Origin of the sequence: Acinetobacter lwoffii, assembly GCF_015602705.1 — a bacterium.
Lineage (GTDB): Bacteria > Pseudomonadota > Gammaproteobacteria > Pseudomonadales > Moraxellaceae > Acinetobacter > Acinetobacter lwoffii_E.
On record NZ_CP059081.1, the window covers coordinates 263,700 to 281,161 of the forward strand.

The window sequence follows — 17,462 nt, forward strand, 5'->3', positions numbered from 1 at the left end:
CTAAGGTTTAATGAGTCCATAGCGCATGGCCAGATGAGTCAGTTTAACATCGCTATCGATATTCAGTTTTTCAAAAATACGGTAACGATAAGTATTCACGGTTTTAACACTCACAAAGAGCTTGTCGGCAATTTCCTGGGCGCTGATACAATTCACGACCATCATCGCGACTTGCATTTCACGCTCTGACAATGCATCAAAAGGCGATTGTTGTGTATCAGAAAGGTAAGAGCTTGCTAACTGTTCCGCAATGTCTGCACTGAAATATTTGCCGCCTTGCATGACTTTGTTAATCGCACGGACCATTTCCGAAATCGGGGCCCCTTTGGTGATATAACCTTTGGCACCGGCTTTCAATAACAGGGACGGATAAGGCTCTTCTGCTAAACCGCTAACCGCCAAAACTTTGGTTTCCGGTGCACTCTGAAGTAGACGGCGCGTGGTTTCTACACCGCCAATGCCTGGCATATTCACATCTAATAAAACCACATTAGGATGATGTTGACGAACTAGAGAGATCGCTTCTTCACCAGATTCAGCTTGTCCAATTACCTGAACCTCCGCATGGTCTTCTAGCATTCTGCAAATTCCAGTACGAACTAATTCATGGTCGTCCACAACTAAAACTGTGATCACCTACGCTCTCCCTCTGTTAAAAAAATCATTTTTTTGTTACATAAAGCAAAATAAGCTTGCAATGAAAGTACAAAATTAGCAATCCTATTCGCAAGATTAAATCTGAAACTTATCACACAGTGTCAAGAACAAAAAATGTTCGGCATTGTGTTTAAATGTAAGGCATATTAGAGGTAATACGCAAATCAATCTTACCTCTGTTAGTTGAGTGAAGGAATAGTGAAGAAAATAAACAAGTCTTTAAGGCATCTACTCGGCCTGTCCGTGTTAATCAGCATGAGCACGACAAGTTTTGCTGAAATCATTATGAATTCTGGCACGGCAGAGGGCGGTTCCAGCATTAGTTGGTCTTCTGAAGAAGTTAACCAGTTAATGAGCGATGATTTTAATGCCTCTGCCAATGAGCCGTCGCCACCCGGTTCAGCCACAGTGACTACCACTTTGCGTCAGGCCGGCACAGCAGCGCCAACAGCAGCCAAACCTGCTTATACTGCGCCACAGATTATTGATACGAATCATTTTAGTAATCAACCTTCTGTCAATGCACGGGCTGCACTGGTCATGGATGCACAAACCGGTGAAGTGCTGTTTAGCAAAAATACCAATACTGCCTATCCGATTGCATCGATTACTAAGCTGATGACAGCGGTGGTGATTTCTGATGCACGTCTGAATATGTCGGAAAAAATCACCCTGCAACAGGCTGATTTTTCCTGTTCAGGTTGTAAAAGCTCAAGCTCGACGCTAAGAGCAGGAGACAGCATGAACCGTGCTGAAGCTTTATTATTTGCTCTGATGAAGTCCGAGAACCCGGCTGCAGCCGCTTTGGCACGGACCTATCCCGGTGGTCGATCAGCGTTTATTGCCAAAATGAATGCAAAAGCTAAAGAGCTGGGAATGAACTCCACTCGCTTTATGGAATCAACAGGTTTGCATCCGGGTAACGTGGCATCAGCTCGTGACTTGGGAATCTTGGTAAATACGGCCTCTCAATACGGCCTGATTCGTCAGTTCTCGACCACGCCAAGCTATGACTTTAACTTGGGTTATCGTGTATTGAAATCTAATAATACCAATGCCTTGGTACGTAATGGCGGCTGGAATATCAATATTTCTAAAACCGGTTTTATTAATGAAGCAGGGCGCTGTGTGGTGATGCACACGACTCTGAATAACCGTCCGGTGGCGGTGGTAGTTTTAGGCGCAAACAGCTCACAGGCGCGTACCAATGATGCGACCCGTTTAATGAGTTGGGTCAGCCAGCAACCTAAACGAATCTAATTGATTGGTTCATAAAAAACCCTGCAAGTGCAGGGTTTTTTTAATTCTGGCCGAAATTACATATTCGACAGAATAGAGTCTTTAACTTGACTCATAGTTGCATCAATCGACAACATCACGGCATCAGCACATTGCTTGATAGCAGTGTCTGGATCTTTCAGACCGTTACCCGTTACGGTACATACGATCACTGAACCTTCAGCAATTTTACCCGCTTTAATGTCACGGATCGCGCCGCCGACAGACGCAGCAGACGCAGGCTCTACGAATACACCTTCATACATAGAAAGCAGACGTTGAGCTTCAAGAATCTCCGCATCAGTCAGTTCATCAAACCAGCCGTTTGAATCACGAACAACCGCTTTAGCATGATTGAAGCTTTGCGGATTGCCGATACGAATCGCAGTTGCAACAGTTTCCGGATTTTCTACTGGACCGCCACGAAGGAAAGGTGCAGCACCAGACGCTTGATAACCTGCCATGATTGGCAAGCCTGCCGGTTTAGGACCAGTGAAAGCATCAGTTTCAGCATCGTAAACGACTTGCTCAAATTCTTCTTTCGACTGGTTGGCAACCGCTTCGGTATAACCCATCCAGTGCGCAGTGATGTTACCCGCGTTACCGACTGGCAGGCAGTGATAATCCGGTGCACGACCTAAAGCTTCAACGATTTCATAAGCAATGGTTTTTTGACCTTGCAGACGGTACGGGTTGATTGAGTTTACAATCGTTACCGGTGCCTGATCGGCAACTTCTTTAACCAGACGCATACCGTCATCGAAGTTACCGCGAATTTGCATGGTGATCGCACCATACATCATCGCTTGAGCCATTTTACCCATGGCAATTTTGCCTTCAGGGATGAGCACGAATGCTTTGATGCCAGCACGTGCAGCATATGCCGCCGCTGCTGCAGAGGTGTTACCAGTAGATGCGCAGATGATGGCTTTAGAGCCTTCTTCAACGGCTTTGGTCACCGCCATAGTCATACCGCGGTCTTTAAATGAACCAGTCGGGTTTAAGCCCTCGTACTTCACATAAATTTCAACATCTTTACCAATAATGCGTGGAATATTCTCAAGCTTGATCAGTGGAGTATTACCTTCACCCAAAGAGATCGCACGAGTAGTTGCAGACACTGGTAAACGGTCGCGATAGCGGTCAACTAAACCAGTATAACGATTGGCATTCGACATGATGATGTTCCAATTGTGTGTAGAGCTTGGCAAGGGGAATCCTCCCCTCAACCCGATTAATTATCAAGCGATTCTAAACGAATTCGTACAATTTCGCCATGAATGACGGGTAATGCTTGAATTTGTGAAAGCGCTGCATCCATTTTTGATTCGACGATAGGATCGGTCAGAATCACGATAGGAATAAGGTCTTTGGATAAACGCGGTTGCTGCATGATCGCATCAATACTGATGCCGGCACGACTGAGAATCGTGGTCACATCGGCAAGCACGCCCATCTGATCTTCGGCATTAATACGGATGTAATAGCCGGTAGTCATTTGTTCACGACTCAAGATCGGTAAATCACTGAGCGCTTCGAAAGCCAGTTGTGGAATGGTGCCTGCACCGTCTTCTGTGTAAATGATGTCGCGGACAATATCGACGACATCGGCAACCACCGCAGAAGCTGTTGGTCCAGCACCCGCGCCAGCACCATAGTACAGTGTTGGGCCAACCGCATTGGCTTGTACCAGAACCGCATTTTTCACACCATTGACATTGGCAATTAGCTGGTCATCTGGAATCAGGGTCGGGTGTACACGGAGTTCAATCCCGGCATCAGTACGGCGTGCAATGCCCAGATGTTTAATCCGGAAACCGAGGTCTTCGGCATATTTCACATCTTGTGCCGTGACTTTGCCAATGCCTTCAGTAAAGACTTTGTCAAACTGAAGTGGAATACCAAAAGCACATGAGGCCAGAATCGTCAGCTTGTGTGCTGCGTCAATGCCTTCCACGTCAAAGGTCGGATCGGCTTCGGCATAACCCAGTTCTTGCGCTTCTTTCAGCACATCTTCAAAAGCGCGGCCTTTTTCACGCATTTCACTAAGAATGAAGTTACCTGTGCCGTTAATAATACCGGCCAGCCATTCAATCTTGTTGGCTGCCAAACCTTCACGGATCACTTTAATAATTGGAATGCCACCAGCCACTGCGGCTTCATAGGCAATTTGCACGGCATTGTCTTCAGCCGCTTTAAACAGTTCATTACCGTGTTCAGCCAAGAGTGCTTTGTTGGCGGTTACAATATGTTTGCCATGTTTCATGGCTTCCATGATGACTTCATAGGCAGGATGAATTCCGCCCATGACTTCAACCACCACGTCTACATCAGGTTGACGCACGATGTCCATCAAATCAGCACTTTGTTTGACCGATTCTGGCAGATCCAGATCAGGACGTGGACGACGGGTGCCTACATGGGTAATTTCAATTTCACGACCGGTGCGACGTTTGATCTCAGCAGCATTTTCTTTTAATAGTTTCAAGGCACCACCACCTACAGTACCAAGACCGAGGATTGCCAGACGAACTGGTTTCACGTCACACTCCAAATTAAACAGTTTTTTACAAGAGCCTAGATCATAGCTAAAAAACCCGCCTGACTCTAGGGTCATTTCAGAATATCTTTATCTATAAAATAAAGTTAAATAACTTATTAAAATGAGTTATTTAAGCCGATTCAATAATTCCGATGTAGACAGGTAACCGCCCAGATAAGTACCTGCTGAATTATAAATGGCAGGGGTACCATTCACGCCCATATTCAGACCCATTTGATATTGATCTTGAACAGGATTTTCACACTTCTCTGCACTAATCTGTGCGCCTGAAATCGCCTGGTCAAAGGCACTACGGCGGTCAGCACTGCACCAGATCGCTTCCATGGCCGGCATATGCTGTTCACCACGCGGCCAGGCGATATAACGCACTTCAATGCCTTTGGCATTCATCTCATCCATTTGCTCATGGAATTTATGGCAATACGGACAGCTGACATCGGTAAACACATAGACCACATGCTTGGCTTTGCCTTTGGCTGGATAGACCAGCAAGTCGGCTGGCTTGAGTTCAGCAAAGAGTTTATTGTTGATGCCTGCCTGCAGGTTTTCGCTGACATTGTGTAGCTGTTTGTCGCCGAGACGGATCACATCGCCCTGAATCAGGTATTTACCGTCACTGGTGACATAGACCGCAGACATGCCTTCCAGACTCACCCAGTACAGGTTTGGAACTTCAGTGGCTTTAATGTCGGTAATTTTGGCACTGATGCCAGCAGTTTTGAAATGCTTTTCCAACGTAGACGCCAGACGCTGTTCTGCATTACGTTCGGTTAGGGTAGAGGCTTCGCCCGTCGCCGGTGCGCTTGCAGTCAACTCTTGCTTTTTATCGTTGTTAGTGGAATTGGAACACGCAGTCAGACCCAAACCAGCAGCAAGTGTGCAAGCCATAAAAATTTTTGAGCGGGCAAATGTCATAAAAAACCCTTTTCTTCTTGGATTAAAAACAGAGCATTAGCATAACAAAAAAAAATACCCACACGTCAAACTTCTCAGTTTATTCCATCCGGATATGTTTTAAGCTCGTGGATGATGGGTCGCGTGTAGCTGTTGCATCCGTACTTGTGCTACATGGGTATAAATCTGGGTGGTAGACAGATCACTATGCCCGAGCAGCATCTGTACCACGCGTAAGTCTGCGCCATGATTGAGTAAATGCGTCGCAAAGGCATGGCGCAAGGTATGCGGTGACAGTTCGGACTGGATTCCGGCCTGCAGCGCATAACGCTTAATGGCATACCAGAAATTCTGCCGGCTCATGATACCGCCATGCTGGGTCAGAAACAGATAATCGGTCGAAGTCCTATACAGTTGCGGACGGGCTTCATTCAGATATTTTCCCACCCATTCACAGGCCATTTTTCCCATCGGAACCAGGCGTTCTTTATTACCTTTACCCACAATACGTAAATAGCCCTGTTTTAAGTTGATCAGTTCCAGCCGCAAGTTAATCAGTTCGGTCACCCGGAGTCCGCAGGCATACAGCACTTCAAACATGGCGCGATCGCGCAGCCCTAATGCAGTGTTGATATCCGGAGCATGAATCAGGGCTTCGACATCAGCTTCGGAGAGATCTTTGGGTAAGGCCCGGCCCAGTTTCGGGGTTTTATGTGCAGCCACAGGATTGTCACTACGCAGTTTTTGCTCGCGCAGAAATTTATAAAATGAGCGCAAGGCAGATAGGCAGCGGGCAATCGAACGTGGACTTTTTTGCTGTTTGGTCAGCGCAATCAGTACATCAGAAATATCATCATGACTCCATTCCGGCAGAGGCTTGCTCAGGCATTCTGCACATTGCACCAGATCGGACAAATAGGCATTTCGAGTATGCGGGCTGACCGTTTGTGCAATCAGATAATCACGAAAACCCTGCAAATAACTGAACGCATCAGGAATCTGGACAGGGGCAGGAATACGGGGTTTTTTATTCAGCATAGGGTGAAAGGATCTGATCTGAAAAAGCGATAATCGGGATTGGTATTCTCCACTGTAGTTTAATTTTATGACAGTGTCGATGTGGTATAAGGCTAAATCGAAATGTAATTAATCTTATTTGTTAATTATTCTCATTTGTTTGTATACTGTACAAAATAGTTTAGGAATTTCACGGTGCGTTTGTCTGATTTAAAAGCAAAACAAATTGCCATCATTCGAAAAGTGAGTCGAACAACTGATGGTGAAAGTGCTCTACACGATGTCGTCGCGAGTCGTTTGGAAACTTTAGGCTTTGTACCAGGTACAAAGGTACAGGTCATTACTAAAGGTATTTTTGGTGGAGATCCCATTTTGATTCAAGTTGGATTCACACGTTTTGCTTTGCGTAAATCAGAAGCAGCCAAAATTGAAATCGAACAGGCGGTGTCGGCATGAGTGATACATTACGTATTGCCCTTGTCGGTAACCCTAACTGCGGTAAAACTTCATTATTCAACCATTTAACCGGAACGCGCCAAAAAGTCGGTAACTATGCGGGTGTGACGGTTGAACGTAAAGTCGGTACGTTTCAGCTTGCCTCAGGCAAAGCGGTACGGGTACTGGATTTGCCGGGAACCTATAGTCTGGATGCAACCAGTCCGGATGAAGAAATCACCCGCAACGTCGTACAAGGTAAAATTGCGGAAGAGCAGGAGCAGGATGCATTTTTATGTGTGGTAGATGCCACCAATCTGAAACTGCATCTGGGTCTGGTGCTGGAAATGATTGCACTGGGTCGTCCGGTGCTGGTTGTGCTGAACATGATGGATGAAGCACGCCGTCGTGGCATGCAGATCAATACCCAGAAGCTGTCTGAGCGACTGGGCGTACCTGTGGTAGAAACGGTGGCTGTGCGCAATTCAGGGATTGAAAACCTGAAAAATGCGCTGGATCAAGGCAAGTATTCTGTACCACAGACCGAACTCAGCGGCTTGAAAGGTGACAGTCACCAGCGCGTGGAAAACATTCTGAATGACGTGGTTAATTTCGTCGATCAGGAAGATAAACGTACAGATTTTCTTGACAAGATTTTTCTGCATCCGGTATTGGGCTTAATTAGTCTGGCCGTGATGATGTTCGTGATTTTCCAGGCGGTATTTGCCTGGGCTGCGCCGTTTATGGATGGGATTGAATCCTTCTTTGGCTGGCTGGGTGAGTTCCTCGGCGAATATATTTCGCACCCATTACTGAATAGCCTGGTGGTGGACGGGATTATTGCCGGTGCCGGTGGCGTGGTGGTGTTCCTGCCACAGATTCTGATTCTGTTCTTCTTTATTCTGGTACTGGAAGAATCAGGTTATTTACCGCGTGCTGCTTTCCTATTAGATAAGCTGATGTTTAAAGCCGGTTTATCAGGACGTGCCTTTATTCCGTTATTGTCCAGCTTTGCCTGTGCCATTCCGGGCATCATGGCATCGCGGACCATTAGTGATCCACGAGATCGTTTAACCACGATTTTCGTTGCACCTTTAATGACCTGTTCGGCACGCTTGCCAGTTTATGCCTTGCTGATTGCGGCATTTGTACCGGCACAAACCGTCTGGGGTTTCCTGAATCTGCAAGGTCTGGTGCTCTTCGGTCTGTATATGGCAGGTATCGTAAGTGCTTTGGTTGTGTCTTTTGTGTTGAAATTCTTCCACAAAGATAAATCACAGCACATGCTGCTGATGGAACTGCCAAGCTACCGTTTTCCGGACTTGAAGAACGTTTGGATCGGGTTATTGGATCGCGGCAAAATCTTCTTGAAACGTGTCGGTGGCATCATCTTCGCCTTATCGATTGTGCTGTGGTTCCTGTGTACGTTCCCGCAGCCACCAGAAGGTGCAACCCTGCCGGCCATTGATTATTCATTGGCAGGGATGCTCGGTCATCTGATGCAACCGATCTTTGCACCCCTCGGTTTTAACTGGCAGATCTGTATTGCCCTGATTCCGGCGATGGCAGCGCGTGAAGTGGTCGTTGCAGCACTGGGCACAGTCTATGCGATGTCGGCAGTTGATGAAGATGCGATGTCTGAAGGTCTGGCTGCGCTGATCAGCGGTGGAGGTGATCTGGGCTGGTCAGTGGCGACAGGTTTGTCTTTGCTGGTGTGGTTTATTTATGCACCACACTGTCTGGCGACCCTGGCAACGGTGAAACGTGAAACGGGTTCCTGGAAAACTGTCAGTATCATGACCATTTACCTGTTTGGTCTGGCATATTTCATGTCATTCCTGACTTATCAAATTGCTTCATATTATTTGGGCTAAATCTCAGTTTGGCCTTGGCCAATTGAGTGTGCTGCATTGTATATGTATGGGAGATTGAGATGATTGAAATTTTCATTGTGGCAGCACTGGTGCTTTGGAGCATGCTGGTCGTATTCAAAAAGGTGTTTCCGAACACCTCTAACTCAGTCTTCCAGAAGCTGTCTGATGCCTGTGCAGCCAAGGGCTGGAAGCGTCTGGCCAAATGGCTGCAACCGGGTATGGCTGCAGGCTGTGGTGGCAACTGTGCCTGTCCGGTTTCAGAAAAAAGTTCAGAAGAAAAGCCAGCCCAACAAGCGGTGAAATGGAAATAATTTCCTTTTCTGGCTAAATTTCAAAAACCGTCATGATCATGACGGTTTTTTTACGCATGGACACAAAAAAAATGTGCAGAAAAGCCAATCAGAAAAGGCATTCAAAACAGCAAAGTGCTACCATTTCGTCAGTTTCAAAATAGACCAAAATATGGGGCGAAAATGTTAATACAACGTGGTGGGTTAAAAGTCGTTGCAGGACTCGGAATATCAGGTGTTGCAGCAGTCAATTTCTTGCATAGTCAGGACTACCGCGTTGCAGTAACAGATTCAAGAGCTAACCCGCCAGGGCATGACCAGATACCTGCTGAGGTTCAGACCAGTTTCGGTCAGTTTGATGCCGAGCTGTTGTTGTCTGCGGAAGAAATCGTGATTAGCCCCGGGCTTGACCCTAAACTTCCTGAAATTCAGGCAGCCATCAACAAGGGCATTCCAGTAGTCAGTGAAATCCAGATTTTACGCCGTGCTACAGACAAGCCAATCGTAGCAATTACCGGTTCTAATGCCAAAAGTACCGTGACGACCTTGATTGGCTTGATGGCAGCGGATGCAGGTAAAAAAGTCGCTATCGGTGGTAACTTAGGTCGTCCTGCGCTAGACCTGACTAAAGACGATCCTGAGCTGTATATACTCGAGCTGTCCAGTTTTCAGCTGGAAACCACCTCAAATCTGGCGGCTGAAGTCGCGGTGGTGTTGAACATGAGTGAAGATCATCTGGATCGTCATGGCGATATGATGGGTTATCACACGGCGAAACACCGGATTTTCCAGGGTGTAAAAAAAGTCGTCTATAACCGTGATGACTCTTTGACCCGTCCTCTGGTGCCAGACGTAACACCGATACAAAGCTTTGGTCTAAATGCACCGGATATGAACCAGTACGGTATTCTCAAGGATACGGATGGCAGCATCTGGCTGGCGCGTGGTCGTGAGCGTCTGCTGAAAAGTACCGAGATGTATATGCAGGGCACGCATAATGTTGCCAATGCCTTAGCCTGTCTGGCGCTGGGTGAAGCGATTGGCTTGCCACTGGAAAGCATGTTGAATACCTTAAAGACCTTTAAAGGTCTGGAACATCGCTGTGAATTCGTTAAAGAAGTGCAAGGCGTACGTTATTATAACGACTCCAAAGGTACCAATATCGGCGCAACCTTGGCAGCACTGGACGGTCTCGGCATGGCCATTGAAGCCCAAGGCGGTAAAGTCGCGATTATTCTCGGTGGTCAGGGCAAAGGGCAGGACTTTAAAGCCTTGCGTGAATCATTAAGCAAATATGCCAAAGTAGCGGTATTAATCGGTGAAGATCGTCCCGTCATTGAAGCAGCGATTGCGGGTACGACTGAACTGATTCATGCGGACAGCTTGCAGCAGGCAGTAGAAATCTGCCAAAAGCACACTCAGGCACATGATGTCGTGCTATTGTCTCCTGCATGCGCAAGTTTTGATATGTTCTCGGGTTATCCTGAGCGTGGTCGCAAGTTTGTTGCGTATGTGAATGAACTCAATTAAGAATAACAAGGATTCGTGATATGGCTGGGTTTGCTCAGACTACGATCAATAAATTAAATCAATTTTATACGCAGTGGATACCTAGAATACCTGCTGAAGTGAATCCACGGAATGTATTGATTTTCTGTGTGTTGGCTTTGCTCTGCATTGGTTCGATCATGGTGGCATCGGCCTCGATGCCCTATGCAGAACGTATGCATGAAAATCCGTTTCACTATATTAGCCGACATGGGATTTCGATTTTTGTCGCTGCCGTAGCAGCTTTTCTGGCTTATAAAATCCCCTTAAAAGTCTGGTTTAATAACACTTTCTTTTTGTGGATTATTACCATCGTACTTTTGGTGGCCGTGCTATTTGTCGGGACGGAAGTCAATGGTTCCAAACGCTGGATTCGGATCGCAGGCTTTACCTTACAGGCTTCGGAAGTCGCCAAAGTGATGATGGCAATTTTTACTGCAGACTACGTGGTGCGCCGTGCGGAAGAAGTACGGAATAATATCAAGGGTCTGGTCCGTTTAAGTGCCATCATGGGTGCTACCGTCGGTTTGATTATTCTCGAGCCTGACTTGGGTGCAACCGTGGTAATTACCTTAACCATGCTTGGCGTGTTCTTTCTGGCGGGTGCGCCGTGGATTCAGTTCGGTGTGGCTTTTATGACCTTGGTCGGCGCATTTGCTGCCGCGATTCTGTTGGAACCGTATCGTCTGCAACGTCTGCTGTCTTTTTCGAATCCTTGGGAAGATCCCTTAGGCACCGGTTATCAGCTCTCTAATGCCCTTATGGCCTTTGGCCGTGGGGAATGGGCAGGGGTAGGCTTGGGGCATAGTATCCAGAAAATGTCTTATTTGCCTGAGGCGCATACCGATTTCATGCTGGCAATTTTGGGTGAAGAATTTGGCTTTTTAGGCATTTCAACCATCCTGATCTTGTCCTTCACCATGCTGGTTTGCTGTATCCGCATTGGACACCGCGCCTTGCAGCATCAATATTTGCGTGCCGGCTATCTGGCCTATGGCATCAGTATCATTTTCCTGTTACAGATTCTGGTGAATGCCGGTATGAATATGGGCATGTTGCCGACCAAGGGTTTGACCTTGCCATTTATTAGTTATGGCGGTTCATCCCTGATTATCTGTGCGGTCATGATCAGTCTGATTCTAAAAATTGATTCGACCACGCGTCAGGTCAATCCAAGCCGCGAAGAATCAAGCTTCTAGATTGGAGTTTCGTCCTGGCTCTGGCTGAGCATGGTCCAGTACCGTGCTCGGCATTGCGGTTCCACAATTGGAACAGGTCACAAAAGCAGATTTAGGCTTGGAAAGTGGAATCAAGGGTATAAAAAATAAAGAAAAATAATTACGCTGCTGTTTTAGCTCATAGCCCGAACGAGTACGGCAGACCGGACACAGAAACTGGCTTTTCTCAATGGTTTTGGTTTTAGGGCCGACGCCAAAAATAAAAAACATACTCTTCTTCCTATCAATTTTTCATTCTAGAAGTCTAGCTTAAGTGAAAAGCTGTTTTTATAAATAGTGACCTTGTAGCTCAGTTGTATGTGGAATCCGCTCAATGTCCCATTGTACTACCGCCTGTTGCAGCATCCGATCGGGAGTGTCCAAATCAACTTCAGCCTGATGCAAAGCCTGAAGTGCCTGTTTTAATAATTGGGGTGCCTGAGTTAAATCCAGTGCTTGGGCCAGATTCTGTTTTGACAGTTTTTGCCCCTGATCATTCATTGCCAGCGGTAGATGCATATAGCTCAGACGCGGATAACCGAGTAACTGTCCCAGATAGATTTGCCGTTCGGTATTATCTAAAAGATCAGCTCCACGTACCGCATGAGTCATACCTTGCAGATAGTCATCGACTACTACAGCCAGCTGGTAATTCATAATGCCGTCACGACGTTTTAAAACAAAATCGCCCAGATCTTTTTTCAGTTCTGAACAGTGCTGACCTTGCAGCCGGTCTTCAAAACAGATTTCAACATCTTCAACTTTTAAACGGATGGCCTGATGCTCAAAAGCCAGACCCAAGTTGCGGCAGGTATCCTGATAGATATGGTTGGAACCGAGCATTTTACGGGTACATTGACAGGCATAGACTAGGTCTTGCTGACGTAATTGCTGGATGACGTCTTCGTAAATATCTAAACGGTCTTTCTGGAAAATGATTTCGGCATCAGGTTCAAGCTGAAAGGCATCCATGGCACGCAGGATATGCTCTTCGCTGCCGGGATAAATGCGGGGAATATCGGTGTCTTCAATCCGGACCAGCCATGTGCCTTGATTGGCTTTGGCATCGCAGTAACTGGCAACTGCGGTAATGAGGGAGCCAAAATGCAAAGGGCCGGTTGGCGATGGCGCGAACCGACCCACGTAATTCACTTCAGCTTTCCCTCCCTTTATTAAAGGGAGGGGCAGGGAGGGATTACTTAACGACATGCTTAACCGTTATTTTGCTTCTCTTTGATTTCTGCAAGTGTTTTGCAGTCAATACATAAAGTAGCCGTTGGGCGTGCTTCTAAACGACGCAAGCCAATTTCGATACCACAAGTTTCACAGAAACCATAGTCATCATTCTGGATTGCTTCGATCGACTGTTCGATTTTACGAATCAGTTTACGTTCACGGTCACGGGTACGTAACTCAATCGCAAACTCTTCTTCCTGAGTGGCACGGTCATTCACATCTGGAAGAGCAGTATTTTCGTCTTGCATCGTATTCAGGGTACGATCCACTTCTGACATCAACTCAGCTTTCCAAGCCAGCAAGATTTGGCGGAAATGCTGAAGCTGACCTTCAGACATGTATTCTTCATTTTTTTTAGGTTGATAAGGTTCAATACCAAATAAGCTAGCAGTAGAACCACCGTCAGTCGTTTTAGGCTTAGATTTGCGTACGCGCTTTGCAGCTTTCTCTTCTACAACATCAGTTTGATTGTCTAAGACTTGATTTTGGTTGTCATTCGCCATTTAGGGCATTCCTCATCTATGCGTATGATTGCTACGCAAAAAATATGGTGATATGCAATTTTTATCCACCCTGTAGAAAGATTATCCTCCTATGGGGGCCGTCATCATATAGACTTTTTATGCTTATTGATAGTCTTTGATGTCTGGACTATGCATATCACATTTCCTTGGGTTGCAATAAAGTAATGCAAAAAAAACAAATTGAAAAGTTAATAACCTGAAATTTCGGTATTAATATTTTGCTGGCTTAATGCCACCCGTTCAATATAGGTATCAAACTCACCATTTTGTTGCAAATGTAATACACGATAACCCGGTGCCGCCTGATCTAGTGCGAAATCTTCGCTTTTAGGTTTAAACTGCACACTGGTCGATGGCGTGGATAAAAAGTAGATACCATGCCATTCGTTGCAGGAATCCTGATGCACATGACCAAACAGAACCAGTTTGATATTCTGATGCCGAGCCAGCACATCTTTCAAATCTTCAGCATTTTTCAGCCGGTGCTGATCAATCCAGTGCGATTTCATCGCAAAAGGATGGTGATGACAAGCGACAATGACATGCTGATGTTTAAATTCAAGCAATAATTGATCCAATTGATCCAGTTGAGCTTGTTCCACCCAGCCATCCACCTTGCCTTGAACCGCACTATTTAACAGGATTATGGTCCAGGTGCCAAAATGAATGGCATGTACCTGATTCACGTTCTGGTGAAAAGGGAACACCCGAATGTCATCATGGTTACCTGGAATCTGATAATGCGGCACGTTTAAAGACTGAATATATTCCAAATATCGCTGATAAGTCTGTTCGACCGGCACCTGCGCCAGATCACCAGTATGAATCAGTGCATCCATTTGGGGAAAGCGCTGTTGGATCTGCTGCATCACCTCATGAAAACTCTGCTCGGGATTCATCCGGGCAAATTCCAGCTCTTCCCGGTTCATCAAATGGGTATCAGAAATCTGGATCATGGTCCAATCCGGCTGTGTACTTGTACTTGTACTTGACTGCTGAAAACTCATGTCTTTCCCCTTAGACATATTCCTGCAGTATGAATATGTTGTTGCAACCATTGCAAGGCCATAATGACAGGTGCATTTCTTAAGCGACCATTCGTGAGCAAGGACGGAATATCAGCATAATCCAGAATATGCAGCTGGATATTTTCACCTTCATCCGGCATGCCAAAAATACCGCCCTGTTCAGGCAATTCGGTCTGCGCCACATATAAATGAAATAATTCGGAACATGCCCCGGCGGACGGATAGAAGCTGAAAATGTGCTGCAGCTCATCCAGGGTACAGCCTGATTCTTCGAGTGCTTCGCGACGGATGCATGTTTCAGGCGCTTCATCGCCATCCAGAACGCCAGCAATTACTTCGAGTTGCCAAGGAGAGTCGATATCATCCAGTCCGCCAATCCGGAACTGTTCGATCAGGCCGAATTTCTGTTGTTGATGATTGTACATCAGCACACCCGCTGCTTCTGGCCGATGAATCAGCTCACGTTGCAAAATAGGGGTTGAGCTTTCCTGATTAAATAAACGGTGTTTCAGGCTGACTTTTTCTACCTGAATAAATCCCTGGTACAAGAACTCACGTGCCTCTACGCTAAAGTCTTTTTTATTATAAGAGGCCTGTTTAATAATATTCATATGCTCAGATAGAATGAATTGATTTATTTTCATCCTATCTGAGTTTTTTTTGAAGACAACTGTTTTTTTTACAGTTTTATAGTTTGTGGTATAAATTTTGACCAGAGTTGTGGAAGCTGGCTTTCATCTGATTCATGCCGGCTTCAATTTCGGCCTGAGAGCTTGCCGGCTGATCAGGATTGGCCTGTTGACTGGCATAATCACGAACATTCTGGCTAATCTTCATTGAACAGAACTTTGGTCCGCACATGGAACAAAAGTGCGCGGATTTATGCGCGGCTTTCGGCATGGTTTCATCATGCATGCTGCGCGCCGTGTCCGGATCCAGACTCAAGTTAAACTGGTCTTCCCAGCGGAACTCAAAACGCGCCTTGGACAGGGCATTATCCCGGGCTTGCGCACCCGGATGACCTTTGGCCAGATCGGCTGCATGTGCGGCAATCTTGTAGGTAATAATGCCGTCTTTGACATCCTTTTTATTGGGTAAACCGAGATGCTCTTTCGGCGTCACATAACACAGCATTGCGGTACCGTACCAGCCAATCATCGCAGCGCCGACGGCTGAAGTAATGTGGTCATAACCCGGTGCAATATCCGTGGTTAAAGGCCCCAAGGTATAAAATGGCGCTTCCTTACAGACTTCCAGTTGCAGGTCCATATTTTCCTTGATCATATGCATCGGGACATGGCCCGGGCCTTCAATCATCACCTGAACATCATGCTCCCAGGCACGGTGGGTCAGCTCACCCAAAGTTCGAAGTTCGGCAAATTGCGCTTCGTCATTGGCATCCTGTACACAGCCGGGACGCAGACCATCGCCAAGACTGAAAGACACATCGTAGGCTTTCATGATCTCGCAGATTTCATCGAAATGGGTATACAAGAAGTTTTCCTGATGATGTGCCAGACACCACTGCGCCATGATCGAACCGCCACGCGATACGATACCGGTCAAACGGTTGGCAGTCAGCGGTACATATCTTAAAAGCACGCCAGCATGAATGGTGAAATAGTCCACACCTTGTTCAGCCTGTTCAATCAGGGTGTCTTTAAAGATCTCCCAGGTCAGGTCTTCGGCCACACCATTGACTTTTTCCAGTGCCTGATAGATTGGTACGGTTCCGATCGGCACTGGAGAATTCCGGATAATCCATTCCCGGGTTTCATGGATATTCTGTCCGGTCGACAGATCCATGATCGTGTCTGCACCCCAGCGCGTCGCCCAGGTCATTTTCGAGACTTCTTCTTCGATACTTGAACCGAGTGCAGAATTACCAATATTGGCATTGATTTTGACCAGAAAATTACGCCCGATGATCATCGGTTCCAGTTCCGGATGATTGATATTGGCCGGAATAATCGCGCGGCCGGCGGCGACTTCCTGACGCACAAATTCTGGCGTAATTTCAGTCAGGTTTTTTGCACCAAAATTCTGGCCCGGATGCTGGCGCATATCAACACCTTCACGCTGGCGCAGGTTTTCACGAATGGCGATGTATTCCATTTCCGGGGTGATGATGCCTTGCTTGGCATAATGCATCTGGGTGATGTTGCGGCCGCATTTGGCTTTGCGTGGTTTTTGAATATGCGCGAAACGGATCGCAGCGGTACGGATATCGCGTAAACGCTGGCGGCCAAATTCAGAACTGAGCTGATCCAGAATTTCACTATCGTTGCGCTGCTCAATCCAGCTTTCACGAATATTCGGCAGACCTTTGTTCAGGTCAATCGTCACATCGGGGTCAGTATAAACACCAGACGTGTCATAGACCATTAATGGCGGATTATGTTCACCGCCCAGACTGGTCGGGGTTTCACTTAAGGAAATCTCCCGCATCGGTACCTGAATATCAGGACGGGAGCCTTGCAGATAGACTTTACGTGAGGCAGGCAGAATTCGCGTTAAATCGCGTGCTTCCTGTTCATGAGCGGAGAGAGTGGTTTCAGAAGAAAGATTCGTTAACTGGTTCATGGCTATGATCCTTATGAATGACATCAACGAATCAAGCACGACCAAAAACGTAGGCAGATTTATCCTGAACAGATAAAGCAAGGGCTGGGTTTTTAGCTGGCTTGATTCCTACGCAGGTATTAACCTGATCAGGTTCAACGGTACTCATGCTCAATTCCTGATAATGATAAAAGGAATCACATGATCTCAGCGAGGCATTACTCGCGCTCCGTCAAGCGAGGCTAAAGCTTAGCTCAGTTTAGGCAGAATAAACAGGTCTAAATCGCTCAACTTTAAGCGAGGATTGATTTAGACATGGCGATATTGATTGAAGGTGAA

General features: G+C 46.5%; 17 protein-coding genes and 1 riboswitch. Of the genes, 6 read left to right on the forward strand and 11 right to left on the reverse strand.

Annotated elements, in window-relative coordinates; translation table 11 throughout:
* On the reverse strand, nt 1-636 hold the full coding sequence (gene gacA, locus H0S56_RS01155) for a response regulator transcription factor GacA (protein WP_005108454.1): 636 nt from the start codon (nt 634-636) through the stop codon (nt 1-3).
* 219 nt (nt 637-855) lie between these two features.
* Between gacA and H0S56_RS01160 the strand changes: the two genes are divergently transcribed.
* Nucleotides 856-1,917, forward strand: coding sequence for a serine hydrolase (locus tag H0S56_RS01160; RefSeq protein WP_195725473.1), 1,062 nt, complete (start codon nt 856-858; stop codon nt 1,915-1,917).
* Nucleotides 1,918-1,973: 56 nt separating this feature from the next.
* On the opposite strand, the gene thrC is transcribed toward H0S56_RS01160, so the two are convergent.
* From thrC to xerD, 4 genes are all read right to left on the reverse strand, one after another.
* Complete coding sequence (gene thrC / locus H0S56_RS01165; protein ID WP_004281061.1) at nt 1,974-3,113, reverse strand: threonine synthase; 1,140 nt, start codon at nt 3,111-3,113, stop codon at nt 1,974-1,976.
* A 56-nt stretch (nt 3,114-3,169) separates the two neighbouring features.
* Nucleotides 3,170-4,477 (reverse strand): homoserine dehydrogenase, encoded by a 1,308-nt coding sequence (locus H0S56_RS01170; protein WP_034605826.1) that lies wholly within the window; start codon nt 4,475-4,477, stop codon nt 3,170-3,172.
* A gap of 126 nt (nt 4,478-4,603) precedes the next feature.
* A complete protein-coding gene (locus H0S56_RS01175; RefSeq protein ID WP_005101478.1) occupies nt 4,604-5,413 on the reverse strand; it encodes a DsbC family protein in 810 nt (269 codons plus the stop codon).
* Nucleotides 5,414-5,512: 99 nt separating this feature from the next.
* Complete coding sequence (xerD, locus tag H0S56_RS01180; protein WP_195725474.1) at nt 5,513-6,430, reverse strand: site-specific tyrosine recombinase XerD; 918 nt, start codon at nt 6,428-6,430, stop codon at nt 5,513-5,515.
* A 174-nt stretch (nt 6,431-6,604) separates the two neighbouring features.
* On the opposite strand from xerD, the gene H0S56_RS01185 reads away from it, so the two are divergent.
* The 5 genes from H0S56_RS01185 (at nt 6,605) to ftsW (ending at nt 11,755) form a co-directional block, all read left to right on the forward strand.
* A complete protein-coding gene (locus H0S56_RS01185) occupies nt 6,605-6,865 on the forward strand; it encodes a FeoA family protein (RefSeq protein ID WP_004281065.1) in 261 nt (86 codons plus the stop codon).
* A complete protein-coding gene (gene feoB / locus H0S56_RS01190) occupies nt 6,862-8,718 on the forward strand; it encodes a ferrous iron transporter B (protein ID WP_195725475.1) in 1,857 nt (618 codons plus the stop codon). The genes H0S56_RS01185 and feoB overlap by 4 nt, the downstream gene beginning before the upstream one ends.
* 59 nt (nt 8,719-8,777) lie before the next feature.
* Complete coding sequence (locus H0S56_RS01195; RefSeq protein WP_005249694.1) at nt 8,778-9,029, forward strand: DUF6587 family protein; 252 nt, start codon at nt 8,778-8,780, stop codon at nt 9,027-9,029.
* Between the two features lie 162 nt (nt 9,030-9,191).
* Nucleotides 9,192-10,538 (forward strand): UDP-N-acetylmuramoyl-L-alanine--D-glutamate ligase, encoded by a 1,347-nt coding sequence (gene murD / locus H0S56_RS01200; protein WP_195725476.1) that lies wholly within the window; start codon nt 9,192-9,194, stop codon nt 10,536-10,538.
* A 20-nt stretch (nt 10,539-10,558) separates the two neighbouring features.
* The gene (ftsW, locus tag H0S56_RS01205; protein ID WP_004281069.1) at nt 10,559-11,755 is read left to right on the forward strand and encodes a putative lipid II flippase FtsW; all 1,197 of its coding nucleotides are present in this window, start codon (nt 10,559-10,561) and stop codon (nt 11,753-11,755) included.
* On the opposite strand, the gene H0S56_RS01210 is transcribed toward ftsW, so the two are convergent.
* From H0S56_RS01210 to thiC, 6 genes are all read right to left on the reverse strand, one after another.
* Complete coding sequence (locus H0S56_RS01210) at nt 11,744-12,004, reverse strand: zinc ribbon domain-containing protein (RefSeq protein WP_004281070.1); 261 nt, start codon at nt 12,002-12,004, stop codon at nt 11,744-11,746. The two genes, ftsW and H0S56_RS01210, sit on opposite strands and share 12 nt — an antisense overlap.
* Before the next feature lie 57 nt (nt 12,005-12,061).
* Nucleotides 12,062-12,982, reverse strand: a complete 921-nt coding sequence (gene gluQRS, locus H0S56_RS01215) for a tRNA glutamyl-Q(34) synthetase GluQRS (RefSeq protein WP_227554913.1) — start codon at nt 12,980-12,982, stop codon at nt 12,062-12,064.
* A 2-nt stretch (nt 12,983-12,984) separates the two neighbouring features.
* Nucleotides 12,985-13,512, reverse strand: a complete 528-nt coding sequence (gene dksA / locus H0S56_RS01220) for an RNA polymerase-binding protein DksA (protein WP_004281072.1) — start codon at nt 13,510-13,512, stop codon at nt 12,985-12,987.
* A 209-nt stretch (nt 13,513-13,721) separates the two neighbouring features.
* Complete coding sequence (cpdA, locus tag H0S56_RS01225; RefSeq protein WP_071851151.1) at nt 13,722-14,540, reverse strand: 3',5'-cyclic-AMP phosphodiesterase; 819 nt, start codon at nt 14,538-14,540, stop codon at nt 13,722-13,724.
* Nucleotides 14,537-15,172: an NUDIX domain-containing protein gene (locus tag H0S56_RS01230; RefSeq protein WP_004281075.1), complete on the reverse strand. Its 636-nt coding sequence runs from the start codon at nt 15,170-15,172 to the stop codon at nt 14,537-14,539. Before H0S56_RS01230 ends, cpdA begins: the two co-directional genes overlap by 4 nt.
* Nucleotides 15,173-15,248: 76 nt before the next feature.
* A complete protein-coding gene (gene thiC / locus H0S56_RS01235) occupies nt 15,249-17,144 on the reverse strand; it encodes a phosphomethylpyrimidine synthase ThiC (protein ID WP_195725478.1) in 1,896 nt (631 codons plus the stop codon).
* 88 nt (nt 17,145-17,232) lie between these two features.
* Nucleotides 17,233-17,365, reverse strand: a riboswitch (TPP riboswitch).
* Between the last annotated feature and the right edge of the window lie 97 nt (nt 17,366-17,462).